Annotated in this window: 16 protein-coding genes, 1 tRNA gene and 1 pseudogene; 6 read left to right on the plus strand and 12 right to left on the minus strand. The window is 39.5% G+C overall.

Translation table 11 applies throughout. The annotated features are described in order from the left end of the window. Positions 1-17 precede the first annotated feature (17 nt). From ruvX to HZC45_02540, 3 genes are read right to left on the minus strand one after another with little or no spacing between them, the layout of a single operon-like run. Entirely contained in the window at positions 18-425 is a 408-nt protein-coding gene (gene ruvX / locus HZC45_02530) for a Holliday junction resolvase RuvX (GenBank protein MBI5682038.1), read from the minus strand. 1 nt (position 426) lies between these two features. Beyond that, entirely contained in the window at positions 427-2,406 is a 1,980-nt protein-coding gene (locus HZC45_02535) for a carbon starvation protein A (protein ID MBI5682039.1), read from the minus strand. A 4-nt stretch (positions 2,407-2,410) separates the two neighbouring features. Further along, on the minus strand, positions 2,411-2,626 hold the full coding sequence (locus tag HZC45_02540) for a DUF2905 domain-containing protein (protein ID MBI5682040.1): 216 nt from the start codon (positions 2,624-2,626) through the stop codon (positions 2,411-2,413). Positions 2,627-2,766: 140 nt separating this feature from the next. Here HZC45_02540 and HZC45_02545 point away from each other — a divergent pair. Next, a pseudogene (locus HZC45_02545) lies at positions 2,767-4,216 on the plus strand (cysteine--tRNA ligase). 82 nt (positions 4,217-4,298) lie between these two features. On the opposite strand, the gene gltX reads toward HZC45_02545, so the two are convergent. Genes gltX through HZC45_02570 form a run of 5 tightly spaced genes read right to left on the minus strand, consistent with a single transcriptional unit; the run spans position 4,299 to position 7,069 of the window. After that, positions 4,299-5,699: a glutamate--tRNA ligase gene (gltX, locus tag HZC45_02550; protein ID MBI5682041.1), complete on the minus strand. Its 1,401-nt coding sequence runs from the start codon at positions 5,697-5,699 to the stop codon at positions 4,299-4,301. A gap of 41 nt (positions 5,700-5,740) precedes the next feature. Beyond that, positions 5,741-6,262, minus strand: a complete 522-nt coding sequence (locus tag HZC45_02555) for a hypothetical protein (GenBank protein ID MBI5682042.1) — start codon at positions 6,260-6,262, stop codon at positions 5,741-5,743. Positions 6,263-6,315: 53 nt separating this feature from the next. Beyond that, the gene (locus HZC45_02560) at positions 6,316-6,603 is read right to left on the minus strand and encodes a hypothetical protein (protein ID MBI5682043.1); all 288 of its coding nucleotides are present in this window, start codon (positions 6,601-6,603) and stop codon (positions 6,316-6,318) included. After that, positions 6,548-6,913 (minus strand): cytochrome b/b6 domain-containing protein, encoded by a 366-nt coding sequence (locus HZC45_02565; GenBank protein MBI5682044.1) that lies wholly within the window; start codon positions 6,911-6,913, stop codon positions 6,548-6,550. The genes HZC45_02560 and HZC45_02565 overlap by 56 nt, the downstream gene beginning before the upstream one ends. 51 nt (positions 6,914-6,964) lie before the next feature. Beyond that, positions 6,965-7,069: a CfrBI family restriction endonuclease gene (locus HZC45_02570; protein ID MBI5682045.1), complete on the minus strand. Its 105-nt coding sequence runs from the start codon at positions 7,067-7,069 to the stop codon at positions 6,965-6,967. A gap of 458 nt (positions 7,070-7,527) precedes the next feature. Here HZC45_02570 and xerD point away from each other — a divergent pair, with 458 nt between their 5' ends. Beyond that, complete coding sequence (gene xerD / locus HZC45_02575) at positions 7,528-8,406, plus strand: site-specific tyrosine recombinase XerD (GenBank protein MBI5682046.1); 879 nt, start codon at positions 7,528-7,530, stop codon at positions 8,404-8,406. Positions 8,407-8,476: 70 nt separating this feature from the next. Beyond that, positions 8,477-9,814, plus strand: coding sequence for a DNA recombination protein RmuC (rmuC, locus tag HZC45_02580; protein MBI5682047.1), 1,338 nt, complete (start codon positions 8,477-8,479; stop codon positions 9,812-9,814). A gap of 75 nt (positions 9,815-9,889) precedes the next feature. On the opposite strand, the gene HZC45_02585 is transcribed toward rmuC, so the two are convergent. Further along, positions 9,890-9,965 (minus strand) — tRNA-Asn (locus tag HZC45_02585). A gap of 125 nt (positions 9,966-10,090) precedes the next feature. Between HZC45_02585 and arsS the strand changes: the two genes are divergently transcribed. From arsS to guaA, 3 genes are read left to right on the plus strand one after another with little or no spacing between them, the layout of a single operon-like run. Further along, positions 10,091-11,062 (plus strand): arsenosugar biosynthesis radical SAM protein ArsS, encoded by a 972-nt coding sequence (gene arsS, locus HZC45_02590; GenBank protein ID MBI5682048.1) that lies wholly within the window; start codon positions 10,091-10,093, stop codon positions 11,060-11,062. Further along, on the plus strand, positions 11,059-11,832 hold the full coding sequence (locus HZC45_02595) for a methyltransferase domain-containing protein (protein ID MBI5682049.1): 774 nt from the start codon (positions 11,059-11,061) through the stop codon (positions 11,830-11,832). The genes arsS and HZC45_02595 overlap by 4 nt, the downstream gene beginning before the upstream one ends. Before the next feature lie 42 nt (positions 11,833-11,874). Continuing rightward, on the plus strand, positions 11,875-13,488 hold the full coding sequence (gene guaA, locus HZC45_02600; GenBank protein ID MBI5682050.1) for a glutamine-hydrolyzing GMP synthase: 1,614 nt from the start codon (positions 11,875-11,877) through the stop codon (positions 13,486-13,488). Between the two features lie 85 nt (positions 13,489-13,573). On the opposite strand, the gene HZC45_02605 is transcribed toward guaA, so the two are convergent. The 3 genes from HZC45_02605 to HZC45_02615 all read right to left on the minus strand — a co-directional run. After that, on the minus strand, positions 13,574-13,774 hold the full coding sequence (locus tag HZC45_02605) for a hypothetical protein (protein MBI5682051.1): 201 nt from the start codon (positions 13,772-13,774) through the stop codon (positions 13,574-13,576). After that, complete coding sequence (locus HZC45_02610; protein MBI5682052.1) at positions 13,764-14,501, minus strand: hypothetical protein; 738 nt, start codon at positions 14,499-14,501, stop codon at positions 13,764-13,766. Before HZC45_02610 ends, HZC45_02605 begins: the two co-directional genes overlap by 11 nt. 162 nt (positions 14,502-14,663) lie before the next feature. After that, on the minus strand, positions 14,664-15,260 hold a 597-nt coding region (locus HZC45_02615; GenBank protein MBI5682053.1), incomplete at its 5' end, for a hypothetical protein.

Below are 15,260 nucleotides of genomic sequence, written 5' to 3' on the forward strand. Positions count from 1 at the left end.
GTAATTTTTAAATTTTTTTATCTGCTGTCCAGATAACCTTGCAGGATATAAACTGCTGCTACTTTATCAATAACATTCTTCCTGTTTTTTCTTTTGACACTGCCTTCAATAAGAACCTTTGTAACAGCAACCGTTGACAGTCTTTCATCCCATGTAGCAACAGGTATATTTAGTTTACCCCGCAACCTTTTAACAAAATTTAATACCTTCTCTGCCTGCTGTCCTATTGTCCCGTTCATATTCACAGGAAGCCCGACAACAATCTCCTCTACAGAATTTTCCTCTGCAAATTTTGCAATCTCCTCAATGTCCCTATTTATTCCAATTCTTTGTATGACCTTTACACCATGGGCAGATATTTCCAGTTCATCACTTACTGCAATGCCTATTGTTTTACTGCCTAAATCAATGCCCATGATTTTCATTTTAACATCCCGGACAATTACCTGCCTTGTCTGCCTGTATCCCTGTTTCTGTCAATCCATCGCACCACTGCGTTACCTCACTTGTTACAATCTCCCTTTTACCAAAAAGATAGCCATACCACTTGTAAAGAGAATCCATGAGGGCTATAACAGCAAGGACTGCCATGGTTGCCACAAGGACAGCGTCCAGTTTAAAGGTAAATGCCTCATGAGGTGTATTTGCGGCTAAAGACTTTCCCATGAACATAAAAAATAGTTTGTATGATGCGGTAAGGGTTGTGGTGAACATAAAGACCATTGGTATAAAGGTTACCCATGCATACCTTACTTTTTTCATCTTTATTATAACAGTTGTTCCAACGCAGAACGCTATTGCAGCAAGGAGTTGGTTTGCAACACCGAACATTGGCCATATAGTTGAGATGCTCCCTGAATATATAAGGTAACCCCATGCACCTGCCACAAGGAAACTTGTTATAACTGTCCCTGTCATCCAGTCGTGTTTCCCCAATGGTTTATATACATAACTCCCAAGTTCCTGAAGTATAAACCTTGCAACCCTTGTGCCTGTATCAACTGTTGTTAAGATAAATAGCGCCTCAAACATAAGGGCAAAGTTATACCAATACGGCATAAGTGAACCCATGCCGGGCAGACTTGAAAAAATGGACGCCATTCCGACTGCAAGCGATACTGCACCGCCGGGTCTTCCTGCCACATCTGTGCCGACTGCCTGAGACAATTCTGATATTCGGCTTACAGGAAAACCAATTTCTGCAAGTTTATCAAACGGGAGTTTTGTGTTTATTGCAAAATAGTCGCCTGGTATAAGTATTGTTGCTGCTATTACAGCAATGACAGCAACAAACCCCTCAGCAAGCATTGCACCGAAACCTATCATTTTTATCTCGGCTTCACTTTCAATCATCTTTGGGGTTGTGCCTGATGAAACAAGTGAGTGAAAGCCTGATATGGCGCCGCAGGCAATGGTTATAAACATAAATGGAAATAGTGTGCCGGGGATTACAGGTCCTCCTCCGCCAACAAATTTTGTAACCTTAGGCATCTGAATATCAGGGGCAATAAGCATGACACCTGCTGCAAGGAGTATTACTGTCCCGATTTTCATATATGTTGACAAATAGTCCCTTGGACAAAGGAGCATCCATACAGGAAGGACAGAGGCAACAAAGCCATAGAGCGCCATAAGGATAACAAGGGTGTTTCTCTCCAGATTAAAATAAGGGTCAAATAGCGAGCCGGGGATATAACCGCCAAGAAACACTGCCAAAAGGAGCAGAACTACACCAACAGCACTTACCTCTGCCACCTTACCGAGTCTTATTTTATAAAGGTAAAACCCCATAAATAGCGCAATCGGTATTGTTGCTGCAATCGTGAATGTTCCCCATGAACTGTGAAACAGGGCATTTACAACAGCAAGCCCAAGCCCTGCAAGGGCAACAATAATTATAAAAAGTATTGCTATTGCTGCTGTTATACCTGCAACAGGACCAACCTCATCCTTTGCAATCTGGGCAAGAGACCTGCCGTTTCTGCGGACTGACGCAGCAAGGATTACCGTATCATGCACAGCGCCGCCGATTGCAGCGCCAATTAAAATCCATAAAAACCCGGGAAGATAGCCAAACTGTGCCGCAAGCACAGGACCAATAAGCGGTCCAGCGCCTGCTATTGCTGCAAAGTGATGCCCGAACAAAACCCACTTGTGCGTTGGATGATAATCCCTGCCGTCTTTTAATCTCTTTGAAGGCACAAGTCTTTTTTCGTCAAGGCTCAAAACCTTTGCACAGAGGAATGAGCCATAAAGCCGATAAGAGACTATGAAAAAACAGCCAGCAGCAACTATAAACCACAAGGCATTGACCTTTTCTTGAGGCTCAAAAATCTGAGTAACAACAGCAAGTGCAAATGCCCCGATTATGGCAAGTAAGATTAGGATTATATTTGAGGTCCTCATAATACTACCTCCTTGAAAATATGTAGAAAATCAAACTCAAGATTATACTTATTATAATTGATGTGGCAATAGGAAAGCAGAATGTAAAGTTATCTTTTTTGATTATTATATCACCGGGCAGCCTGCCGAGCCAAATAAACCTTTGCCCAAATATAAAGATTAAACCAATAACTGCTAAAATCAAACCTGATATTACGAGGAGTTTGCCGAGGTTTTCCATATGAGGTTTCTATACTATCTGTCTGCAATTAGTAACGACTGGAGGTTTCCCCAAAAATCAATGTCTATTTTTGGGAGGTATACATTTTATATATACTATGATAATAAAGCCGTATCAATAGATTTTTGTAAGGATTTTAAATGCCATTAAAAATCTACAACTCCCTAACAAATCAAAAAGAGGACTTTAAGCCTCTTAAACACAATGAAGTTACAATGTATGTTTGTGGTCCTACTGTTTATGATTTAAGCCATATTGGGCATGCAAGGAGTCAGGTTGCATTTGATGTAATATACCGCCATCTGAAATATAAGGGCTTTAAAGTAAAATATACAAGAAATTATACAGACATTGATGACAAAATCATAAACAGGGCAAATAAAGACGATGTAGACTGGAAGGAGATTGCGGAGAGATATATTAAGGCGTTTGATGAAGATATGGGCGCGCTCGGCATTGAACTCCCAACCCATTGTCCAAAGGCAACAGAAACCATAAAAGAAATCATTCAGGTAATCCAAACATTGATAGATAAAGGCTTTGCGTATGTGATTGATGGAGATGTTTATTATTCTGTGAGGAAATTTAAGGACTACGGCAAACTCTCTAAAAAGAATATTGAGGAACTTGAGGCAGGGGCAAGGGTTGAAGTGGATGAGAGGAAGAGTGACCCGCTTGATTTTGCATTATGGAAGGCAAGCAAGCCTCATGAACCTTCATGGGATAGTCCGTGGGGAAAAGGTCGTCCCGGCTGGCACATAGAATGCACTGCAATGAGCCAGAAATTTTTGGGTGAACGGCGGAGGAAGAGACTTGATATTCCCGCACCATGAAAATGAGATTGCACAGGGCGAGGCTGCATCAGGAAAGCCATTTGTCCGCTATTGGCTTCACAACGGCTTTGTAAATATTGAAAAAGAGAAGATGAGCAAGTCCCTTGGAAATATACTGACAATAAATGAGGTTTTAAAAAATTACTCTGGTGAGGTTGTAAGGCTGTTTTTGCTTTCAAGTCATTACAGGTCTCCGATAGATTATTCGCAGGAATCATTAAAACATACAGACGCAGAACTGGATAGGTTTTATACTACGGTGGAAAGGATGGAGGATTACAGGGGGCAAGGGGTGAAAAGCGTGCTTTTCACGGGCAAGGGGCAAGGAAATGAACTGGAAAAAGAAACATACGAAAAGGTTTCAAATCTAGTTGCAAGTTTTGAAAATGCGATGGACGATGACTTTAATACCGCCCTTGCAATAGGAAGTGTTTTTGAGGTGATACGGATATTAAACAAACTTATGGACACGGAAGTTTCTTCAAAATCCATACAAATCCTTTCTGATGCCAGAAAATCTTTTGAAAATATTGGCAGTGTTTTAGGTGTTTTCAATAAGACATCGCAGGAATATTTTCAAGAAAAGAAATCCCGCAGTCAGATTCCAGAAGATGAGATAGAAAGACTCATTACCCAAAGAACAGAGGCAAGAAAAAACAGGGATTTTAAAAAGGCTGATGAGATAAGGAAGGGACTAGAGGAAAAAGGCATTCTGCTTGAGGATACTCCAAAGGGGACAGTATGGAGGGTGAGGTAATTCCGAATTATATGCAGAGGATTTTGAACTTACAAAATGGCTGATTATCAAAAGGTGCAAATGAACTATTGATATGAAAAATTCATGCATTATCTGGAATAAACTCTTTAGATTTTTCAATCCTTGAGATGGTCTTTTCCCTGCCGAGAACCTCTATTATCTCAAATATGCCGGGGCTTACTGTTTTGCCAGTAAGTAGAACACGAACAGGCTGTGCCAATTTGCCAAGTTTTAACCCTGTTTCGTCAAGGAGTTCCTGAAATGCCTTTTGGATGTTATCATGGGAGAATGGCTCTGTGCCTTTCAGTTTGTCTATCAGTTTCTGCAAGATGTCTTTTATATCAGGTGTCAAAAACTTTTTTGCTGAATTTTCATCGTAAACAACATCATCTTTGAAGTAAAACTCTCCGCCTTCTGCCATCTCTAGTAATGTTTTGCTCCTTTCCTGTAAGGTCTGGACAGCCATTTTTAGTTTTTCATCATCCTGAACCTTTAATCCCTTTGCCTCAAAAAAAGGTCTTAAAAGTTTTGCAATCTCTTCTGGTTTTGCCTCTTTTATATAATGGGCATTAAGCCATAGGAGTTTTTCAGGATTGAATACGCCTGATGACTTGCCCACATTTTCCAGCGAAAATTTTTTTATAAGTTCTGCCATTAAAAATATCTCTTCATCACCATGAGACCAGCCAAGCCTTGCGAGATAGTTTACAAGGGCATGAGGCAGATACCCCATATCTTTATAAGCCATCACAGATGTAGCGCCATGCCTCTTTGACAGTCTTGTTTTATCAGAGCCAAGAATCATCGGAACATGGGCAAATTCAGGCACAGGATAATTAAATGCCTGATACATTAAAATCTGCTTTGGCGTATTGTTCAGGTGATCATCGCCCCTTATCACATGGGTAATCCCCATTGTCGCATCATCAACAACAACACAGAGATTGTATGTTGGTGTAGAGTCGCTTCTTAAAATTATCAAATCATCCATCTCACTGTTTTCAAATCTTGTAACCCCTTTTATATGGTCTTGGACAATGGTGGCGCCTGTTTGAGGTGATTTAAACCTCACAGCAAAAGGCTTATCCTTATCACCTTCACCTTTGCACCTGCCGTCATATCTTGGAGGTCTGCCTTGTTTTAATGCCTCCTGTCTTCTTTTTTCAAGTTCCTCTGGTGCGCAGTAACACTTGTAGGCATTACCATCTTTTAAAAGTTTGTAGGCATGCTCCCTGTAAAGAGCAAATCTCTGACTTTGAAAAAATGGTCCTTCATCATACCTAAGACCAAGCCATTCCATTGCATCAAGGATTGCCTTTGTTGACTCATCTGTTGAACGGGCAACATCAGTATCCTCAATCCTTAAGATAAATTTACCTTTATGCTGTTTGGCAAAAAGGTAATTAAAAAGCGCTGTCCTTGCCCCGCCTATGTGAAGATAACCTGTGGGCGATGGCGCAAAACGGGTGCGTATTTCCTGCATTTCATCTCCTTACCTGAAAATTCTTTCTTATAAATCCCTGTTTAACTATTTGATTGTTTTATCCCTGTAATGCAAGCCACCCCGATAAGAACAAGCCCTGCAATAATAGCAATTTCTCCTATGAGGGTAAAATCATACGCCCATCTCATACCAAATACACCTCCAAGATAAAGCATTCCTGAATGGAAAATAGTGCCTATCAGGAACAAGATGCTTAAAAGCGCCTTGAAATTAGATGGTATAGCGAGGGTAAGCAGTATAAAGCCTGCAATGATATTGAGCAGCGCCTCCAGATTGCCGTGTGAGTGCGCACCCCTTCCAGATGGTTTTTGTGTTTTCAGGTAATCAAATATGCTGACAACAGCAGGGGCAATAAGTTTATCAGGGTTGTCAACCCCCTTGAAATCGTTTTGTACACCCTCCCGCACCTTTGCCACTATCTGTGAGGTCTCATTTAGATTTTTCATATTACTGCCAAGATGGGGAACTAACAGGGTTGGTCCAAGGACAGCAGTTAATGCAAGATAGAAAAAACCGAATATGATGTTGATTTTACCATTCATAATGTCCTCCTTTTGATTTTAAATTTGTTTACCTCTACGGTCAATCCCCCTTCTCACCCATCACCCCCTTTATGAGATAATTCTCTTGCGGCAGTAAGTTTCTGCCATTCTTCCTCTTTAAATGTCTTGCTGCCATGGACCATTGCAGAAATAAGACCATGTCTTTCTACCAATTCGTGGATAAATACAGCAAACAGATGGGCAACGACATAGAAAACCATAAAATAGTAAAATGCGTCATGCCATATCAGTAAAGGAGATTTATTCCTTAATTCATCTGGCAAGTCAAGTATAACCACACCTGTAATTACCTGGCCACATGCCGCCAGAAAGAAGAAGATGTATAATAAAAACCTTCCTTTGTGCTGAAGTCAGCGGCAGGAGGTCTCGCCACTTTGCAGATGGCGGACCTATAAAAAGCCATAGTATGCGTGTGAAAACCCCTGCTGCAAACATATATCCCGATATACTGTGGATATTGACCAGATTATCCCTTATACCGCCGTGTATTTCACTGCCGAATATCAGTATAATGCTGCCTGTAATAATCTGCGAAAAAAGTGTTATTGCATTCCACCAGTGAAGCACCCTTACTATCGGATCCCAGACAGTGTATAAAAAATAAGGTTTTTCTTGATAACTATTTTCCATCTCATCGCCGATTTTCGCTTCTTAACTCAACCCATTCCACACCCAGACTATTTAACTGAACTGCCGTTTATTTGTTTCTGATAATTTGTCAGCAATAAAAACCTTGCTGTCCCTTGCTATAACTGCATCAGCACTTTCAGGGTTACATTTCCCCATTAGTTTAACCTCGCATTTTTATACCAACTATTTTGTCGTCAGATGTCGTATCTAAATTCACACCTTCAGAAATCTCTTAAATCTTCGCCAGCCTTTTAGCATGGCATGAAAATTCTATCTTCATTAGATATTACCCTTCTAAATTATACCTTTATACTTATTCTATATTTAGCGAGAACATACAATGAAAATACAAGAAAATCAAGAAATTTACCCCAAAATGTTCCGTAAAAATCAAAAGTAGACATCAGGGATAAATCAGAGATGATATTCACGGAGAACTTCTGTGCTCCAAAATGCATAGAATCCTATATTTCTGCGAAAAACCAAGTAAACTCCAGTTCTAAATTGGCTTGACACGCAGTAATAATTCGTTGACTTTGCTTAATATTTCAAATAGCATGTATTTGCCATGCACCACTAGCAGGCAGGTGAAAAAAGTATGTATCTCTTCAAATATGCTTGATGCTTTTTTAAACCATATCCTGATAGAAAGAGGGCTTTCTAAAAACACAGTTGAATCATATGGAAGAGACCTGAAAAGATTTTTAGAATTTCTGGAGGGGAATAATATCTCTATCTCTTCAGCCGCACCTGCTCACATTATAACCTTTCTTTCAAACCTGAGGGAAAGAGGACTCTCTGCAAGATCATATACAAGAAACCTTGTAGTAATAAGGGTATTTTATAAATATCTTCTCAGTGAAAAGATAGTCTCTTCTGTGCCGACTGCCAATATAGAACTTCCTGGATTTTCAAGAAGACTTCCTGAAGTCCTCTCATTTGCTGATGTTGAAAAACTTCTGAACGCACCTGATATATCAAAACCCAGTGGAGTCAGGGATAAGACAATGCTGGAACTTTTGTATGCAACAGGTGTAAGGGTTTCTGAACTTGTGTCCCTTGGAACTAATGATATAAATATGCAGGTGGGCTATATAATTGCATTTGGCAAGGGTTCAAAGCAGAGGATGATTCCTATAGGAGAATTGGCAATGATATGGATAAAAGAATATGTTGATGAAGCAAGACCGCTTATCATAAAAAATAGGCAGTCTCAATATATTTTTATAACCACCAGAGGCACAAAGATGACAAGGCAGTGCTTCTGGAATATAATAAAAAAATATGCCCTTATAAGCGGCATAGACAGGGATAAGGTGAAACCACATATACTTCGGCATTCCTTTGCAACGCACCTTCTTGAAAGGGGCGCGGATTTACGGGCTGTCCAGACTATGCTTGGACACAGTGACATATCCACAACCCAGATATATACACACATAAACACTGCAAGATTAAAGGAGATACATAAAAAGTTTCATCCAAGGGGATGATTTGCAGATAATGACCCATATGATAGAAGATATACTGCAATAATGGATAGACTTATTTAGGGGGTTGTTAATGGTAGAATCTTTATTAGTAATACTGATATTTTTGGTTATAGTGGCTGTTGTTCTCTTGATTGTGATGCTAACACGAAGTCCAGTTTTAAGATTATTACAGATTGAAAACCAGATAGCATCCTTTGAGAGAAATCAGGAGAGGATAGAAAAAACCTTAAAGGAGGAGATGGCTCAAAACAGGGATGAGGGAAGATGCGAATCAAAACAGATGAGAGAAGAGGTTGGCACCTCTTTAAAATCCTTTAATGAATCCCTTTTAAATCAGATGAAGACCGTGGGTGACCTGCAAAGGAATCAGTTAGATAGTTTTTCAAAGCAACTGGTTAATTTGACGAGGTTTAATGAGCAAAGATTAGAGAAAATGCGGGAAACCATAGAAGAACGATTAAGACATCTTCAGGAAGACAATACTAAAAAATTAGAGCAGATGCGGGAAACTGTTGATGAAAAACTCCACACAACACTGGAAAAGCGATTAGGAGAGTCCTTTAAACTTGTAAGCGACAGACTTGAAATGGTCCATAAAGGGCTGGGTGAGATGCAATCTCTGGCATCCAGTGTGGGAGACCTGAAAAAAGTGTTATCTAATGTCAAGGCAAGGGGCATACTCGGGGAGATTCAACTCGGCGCCATTTTGGAACAGATTCTTACGATAGACCAATATGCCAAGAATGTTGCAACAAAAAAGGGGAGCAGTGAAAGGGTAGAATATGCCATAAAACTGCCCGGTCGTGATGACCAAGGTACTACAATATGGCTTCCAATAGATGCAAAATTTTATGAGGCAGACTATCAAAGGCTTTTAGAGGCATATGAGCACGGCGACCACTCACTCGTAGAAGATGCAGCAAAACAATTGGAGACTAAAATTAAAAACAGTGCAAAGGAAATCAGAGATAAATACCTTGACCCTCCCAATACTACGGACTTTGGAATCATGTTCTTACCTGTAGAAGGCTTATACGCAGAGGTCTTACGGAGGCATGGTTTTTTTGAATTACTGCAGAGAGATTATAAAGTTACTGTTACAGGGCCAACAACCCTTTCAGCATTTTTAAACAGCCTCCAGATGGGTTTCAGGACACTTACGATAGAGAAACGGTCAAGTGAGGTATGGGCATTACTGGGAGCAGTCAAAACAGAATTTGGCAAGTTTGGCACTATCCTTGAGAAGACTCATAAAAAACTGCAGGAGGCAAGCAACACTATAGAAGATGCAGCAAGGAAATCCCGAACTATTGAAAGGAGATTAAAAGAGGTGCAGGAACTCCCTTCAAGTGATGCCGCTGCCTTAATAGGAGATACAGAAGATTTGAATAGCGGGGATGGCAATTAACCCGAAAAATGCAGTTGCATTTTTCGGGTTAAAGAATTTGGTCGAATTATGTGGATAATTCGCAACGATTTTTATTGGCTCCCGGGGAGGGATTTGAACCCCCGACCCAGTGGTTAACAGCCACTTGCTCTGCCGGCTGAGCTACCCGGGAATATAGCAGCAATCAATAGGTTTAAAATATTATAAAATTTTATAGCATTGTGTCAAGTCTTTTGACGGCATGGTAAGGACAAATTTTTCCTTGAAAACATAATGTCTCTTTGTTAAGTTTTAATTATGAACAACAAACATTCGCTGATGCCATTTGACGATGCCCTTGCTGCAAGTAATCTTTATCCCCTGACATCAACAGGGATAAGCATATTTCAGATAAATCTCGGGAAACTATGCAATCAGTTGTGCAGCCACTGTCATGTTGAAGCAGGACCTGACAGAAAAGAAACAATGCGAAAAGAGACAATGGAGGCATGTCTTAACGCACTTGAAAAGACTGATATACCAACCATTGACATAACAGGCGGCGCACCCGAACTAAATCCACATATCAGGTGGTTTGTAAGGGAATTAAAAAAGAGATGCCGCCATATAATAGTCCGCTCAAACCTGACGGTCTTAAGACAAACACAATGCAATGACCTCCCTGATTTCTTTGCAGAAAATAAAGTAGAGATTATAGCCTCTCTTCCATGCTATCTTGAACAAAATGTGGATAGGCAAAGGGGAAGCGGTGTTTTCAAAAAATCAATAGAGATGTTAAAGAGGTTAAATGGCATTGGTTACGGCAAGGAGGGTTCTAGTCTTATATTAAATCTTGTATATAATCCTGGCGGGGCATTTCTTCCGCCTTCTCAATCGCTTCTTGAAGCGGATTACAAAAAGGAATTGCTCGAAGGATATGGGGTTACTTTTAACAGCCTTTACACTATCATAAATATGCCATTAGGCAGATTTTTGAAAAAAGTGAATGACACTGATTACAATACATATATTGAGAAATTAGTCTCAAATTACAATCCTGATGCTGCAAGTAAAGTGATGTGCAGGCACACTCTGTCAATGGGATGGGATGGCTCTCTTTATGACTGTGATTTTAATCAGATGCTTGAAATGATGGTAAATCATAGCGCGCCTTCAAATATAAAAGAGTTTGATTTTCATAGGCTCCATAAAAGGCAGATTGTAACAGGGCTGCACTGCTACGGCTGCACTGCAGGCACAGGTTCAAGCTGCACAGGAGTTGTTGTATGACAAAAAGAACGTATGAATCTGTAAAAGGATTTTATGCTGCCGCTGCCGCCAAGCCAAAACCTGAACTGTGCTGCCCAATAGCATACAGCGCAGACGATATATCCCATATACCGCAGGATGCCATTGAAATATCTTATGGCTGCGGAAGTCCTGTGTCCCTTGCCGTTATAAAAGAGGGCGAGGTTTTGCTGGATTTGGGTTCAGGCGGAGGGATAGACTGTTTTATCGCTGCAAAATATGTCGGCAAAAACGGCGGGGTAATCGGCATAGACATGACAGATGAGATGCTGAACAAGGCAAAAAAGAATTCAAAAACTGTTGCCAAAAATCTTGGATATGATGTTGTTGAATTCAAAAAAGGATTTCTTGAAAGTGTCCCTGTCCCTGAAAATACTATTGATGTTGTTACATCAAACTGTGTTGTAAACCTTTCGCCTGACAAGAAGAAGGTATTTAACGAAATCTACCGCATATTGAAAGACAATGGAAGGTTTTGCATATCAGACATTGTCTCTGACAAAGATGTGCCTCTTGACATGCAGGTTGACAACCAACTTTGGGGCGAATGCATATCAGGGGCATTAAGAGAAGATGAATTTATATCTATTGCAAAAGAGGCTGGTTTTTATGGACTTGAGATAATAAAGAGATATTTATACAAAGACACTGGCAGTATAAAATTCTATGCAATTACTGTGAGCGGCTATAAGTTTAAAAAATACCCGGTTAGAAAAGAAGAGGAAAAGGTTTGCGGAACAGCCTGCTGTTAGGTTTATATAAAATGTCAGATGCACACGGATAACGGTTTTTTAATGGACATCCACAAACAGAAAATCTTGATTTTAGACTTTGGCTCTCAATACACGCAGTTGATTGCACGTCGCGTGAGGGAGCAGAAGGTCTATTGCGAAATCCATCCATTCAATATAGGTCTGGCTCAAATCAAGCTATTTAACCCTAAAGGGATAATACTTTCGGGTGGTCCGTCCAGCGTATATGATAAAGATGCGCCGAGCATTTCAAAAGAGGTGTTTGGATTAAACATACCGATTCTTGGTATATGCTATGGAATGCAAATAACTGCGCACATTTTAGGCGGCAAGGTAGAGAAATCATCACATAGGGAATACGGCAGCGCAGAGTTAGTGATTGACGATGATACTAACCTGTTTTCACGCATCACGCCCCCGATACAAACATTCGAGGGCAGGCATCACGCATCACGCATCACGCAGGTATGGATGAGTCATGGCGATAGGGTTAAAAAAATGCCGAGGGGTTTCAAAGCCATTGCCCACAGCAAAAATTCTCCGATTTGTGCAATGAAAGATGAATATAGAAAAATCTACGGAGTTCAGTTTCACCCTGAAGTTGTGCATACACCCAAAGGCAAGGAAATCATAAAAAACTTTTTGTTCAAAATATGCGGATGCAAACCTGTCTGGACAATGAAATCATTTATAGACGGCGCTGTGCATGAAATACGAGAAAAAGTCGGCGATAGCGGCATTGTCTGCGGATTAAGCGGAGGCGTTGATTCAGCAGTAACAGCAGTTTTAATTCATAAGGCAATAGGCGGGCAATTAACCTGCATATTTGTTGATAATGGACTTTTGCGCAAAGACGAGACAAAAAAAGTTGAGACAGTTTTTAGAAAACACTTTCACATAAATTTAATCTGTATTGACGCCAGTAAAAGATTTTTAAATAAATTAAAAGGCATTGAAGACCCTGAAAAAAAGCGGAAAATAATCGGCAATGAATTTATAAGGGTATTTGAGGATGAGGCGTCAAAAATAAAAAAGGGGCAAGGGGCAAGGGGCAAGGGGCAAGAGGTGGGTTTTCTTGCGCAAGGGACATTATACCCTGATGTAATTGAGAGCGTTTCATTTAAAGGACCATCAGCAACAATAAAAAGCCACCACAATGTAGGCGGCTTATTGAAAAATATGAAACTAAAATTGGTTGAGCCGCTTCGGGAATTATTCAAAGATGAGGTAAGGGTTTTGGGCAGGGAACTAGGCATGCCAGAGGAAGTCATAAACCGCCATCCATTCCCTGGACCGGGACTTGCCATAAGGATTTTAGGCGAGGTTACAGATGAAAGGTGCAATATATTAAGAAATGCCGATGCAATAGTTTTAGAGGAAATCAAAAATGCAGGACTCTATACAAAAATCTGGCAGGCATTTGCGGTTTTACTGCCAATCAAAACAGTCGGCGTTATGGGCGATGAGAGGACTTATGAAAATGTTCTGGCAGTAAGGGCTGTAGAAAGCGTTGACGGCATGACAGCGGACTGGGTAAAACTTCCTTATGACTTAATGGCAAGGCTTTCATCCAGAATAATAAACGAGGTGCGCGGCATAAACCGTGTTGTCTATGACATAAGCAGCAAGCCGCCTAGCACAATTGAGTGGGAGTAGAGAATTGACGCTGAAAAATGCCCCGACCCATTGCTCCGCAATGGGTGCCCCGTTTGTTGTCGCTTCGGCTTCTGCGCTCAACATACTACATTACCAATTCTTCTGCATCTATCAATTCTTTTCCACATTCATGACAATAAAGTTTTATTTCTTCTTCTGTGAATGGCGCTTGAATAAGTTGTAATCTTCCTTCAACGATTTGATAAACATCATAGCGGTTGGGTTTTGATACAAATTCATCGCAACCGCATTTATTGCAATTAAGGTTTTTCACATTATTTTTCAATTATTTCGTAGCGACTGCTTTTTGTCAAGCAAATGCTGTTGTAGTCGTTGATGTCTTTGAATTCATACTGCCAAAGAGAATAAAAATTGCCACGCCTTTCAAAAAACAATGTCTTGACAGTTTTCTTTGTGTGGTACGACCATTGTCGGAAAGGATAAAATAATTGACGAATGATCGTGTTGTCAGTTTGGCTGTTTTTTGCTTCAATTAATGCAACTTGATTTTTTCCTTCGTAACCAGCGTCCACTTCTGTTTGCACACTCTCTACCTTGATGGTTTGTTTTCCAACATTGAAAGAAAATTTGGGAGTATATTTTCTTCCTCTGATTGTTAAAACGAGTGTATCGTCTTCTAAAAAAGTCCGAACAAGACTTGCCGCATAAGCAAAATCTAAATGTTGCATCTCTGAATTTCCTACCTGAGAAGTATCAAGCAGGAAATCAAGTTTTGAAGTATAAATCTTTGCGGAAGTTTCTATGAGTGGAATGTCAATATATCCTTCGCCTTTGACAATTGCGTAATATCCGTTTTTGGTCGGAAGTAAAAATACTCCGCTGTCAATAAAAACTTGAGGTCTATCTTCTCTACTGTCTTGCTTGCAAAGAATACGAACTTCTTTTTCGTTTGTCTTTTTGAAATGTGCCGTTGCTTGTTTTATTTGTTCAGCAGAGATGAGAAACAGCTCTTTGTCAAAATTATGTTGTTGAATTTTGTAAGCATTAAAAATTGCTTATCAATTCCTTTAAATCAGAAATCGAGTATTCTTCAATGATATTCTCATTCAGGATAACTTTCAAGTTTGAACCATCCCAATCTAATTCATCAAAAGGCTCAATAGTAGTTTTGAAAAATGAATAAATCTTATCGTATTGTTCTTGTAAATTCATCATTATAAAGTTCCTATTGATGCCAACTCAAATGATTTCGTATGAAGGTTAGAAACAAAATCATAATCAAGAAATTTAATTCTTTCTTTAATTTCTTTAAATGCTACGTATTGCATTTTACTTTCAAATTCTCTTTTTCTTTCAGTCGCACTTACAATGTAAAAGTTTGAAAAGAAATCTTGGAGGTCATTAAATTTTAAAAGAGAGTTTTGAATATCGGTTGAATGTTCAACTTCAAAAAAAGAATAAGGCATTTTTCTTTCATTAAACCAAATGACATCAATTGTTTTAGCTCTACCAATAATTTCTGGATAAGAAAATTCAAGCATAGTATCAATCTTTGAAATTGAGCCAAGAGATTTTTCAAGAAATAATTTGTTTTTATCTTGTGGTGGAATATATGTTTTATATCCTTTTAAGTTGCCAATCTCAATAAGCAACCCTTGATAATAGGAGTGATTAAATTTTTCTTCATTTTTTTTAGAACCATCTTGAATTCGAAATCTCTTTAAAACTTCTTTTTCAAATTCTTTTAAAGCCCAAAGTCCTGGTTTTATTCTAAAGAAATATTTTTCATCTTGAACTATTCTTCTTATTGA

The sequence above is a fragment of the Deltaproteobacteria bacterium genome, from assembly GCA_016223005.1.
GTDB lineage: Bacteria > Desulfobacterota > GWC2-55-46 > UBA9637 > GWC2-42-11 > JACRPW01.

Bases quoted from the DNA above. Each gene is read 5' to 3' on its own strand.
- HZC45_02570 (MBI5682045.1), bottom strand. From the start codon at position 7,069: ATGGGGAAATGTAACCCTGAAAGTGCTGATGCAGTTATAGCAAGGGAC.
- arsS (MBI5682048.1), top strand. From the start codon at position 10,091: ATGAACAACAAACATTCGCTGATGCCATTTGACGATGCCCTTGCTGCA.
- HZC45_02535 (MBI5682039.1), bottom strand. From the start codon at position 2,406: ATGAGGACCTCAAATATAATCCTAATCTTACTTGCCATAATCGGGGCA.
- HZC45_02595 (MBI5682049.1), top strand. From the start codon at position 11,059: ATGACAAAAAGAACGTATGAATCTGTAAAAGGATTTTATGCTGCCGCT.
- rmuC (MBI5682047.1), top strand. From the start codon at position 8,477: ATGGTAGAATCTTTATTAGTAATACTGATATTTTTGGTTATAGTGGCT.
- HZC45_02565 (MBI5682044.1), bottom strand. From the start codon at position 6,913: ATGGAAAATAGTTATCAAGAAAAACCTTATTTTTTATACACTGTCTGG.
- HZC45_02555 (MBI5682042.1), bottom strand. From the start codon at position 6,262: ATGAATGGTAAAATCAACATCATATTCGGTTTTTTCTATCTTGCATTA.
- xerD (MBI5682046.1), top strand. From the start codon at position 7,528: ATGCTTGATGCTTTTTTAAACCATATCCTGATAGAAAGAGGGCTTTCT.
- guaA (MBI5682050.1), top strand. From the start codon at position 11,875: ATGGACATCCACAAACAGAAAATCTTGATTTTAGACTTTGGCTCTCAA.
- gltX (MBI5682041.1), bottom strand. From the start codon at position 5,699: ATGCAGGAAATACGCACCCGTTTTGCGCCATCGCCCACAGGTTATCTT.
- ruvX (MBI5682038.1), bottom strand. From the start codon at position 425: ATGAAAATCATGGGCATTGATTTAGGCAGTAAAACAATAGGCATTGCA.
- HZC45_02540 (MBI5682040.1), bottom strand. From the start codon at position 2,626: ATGGAAAACCTCGGCAAACTCCTCGTAATATCAGGTTTGATTTTAGCA.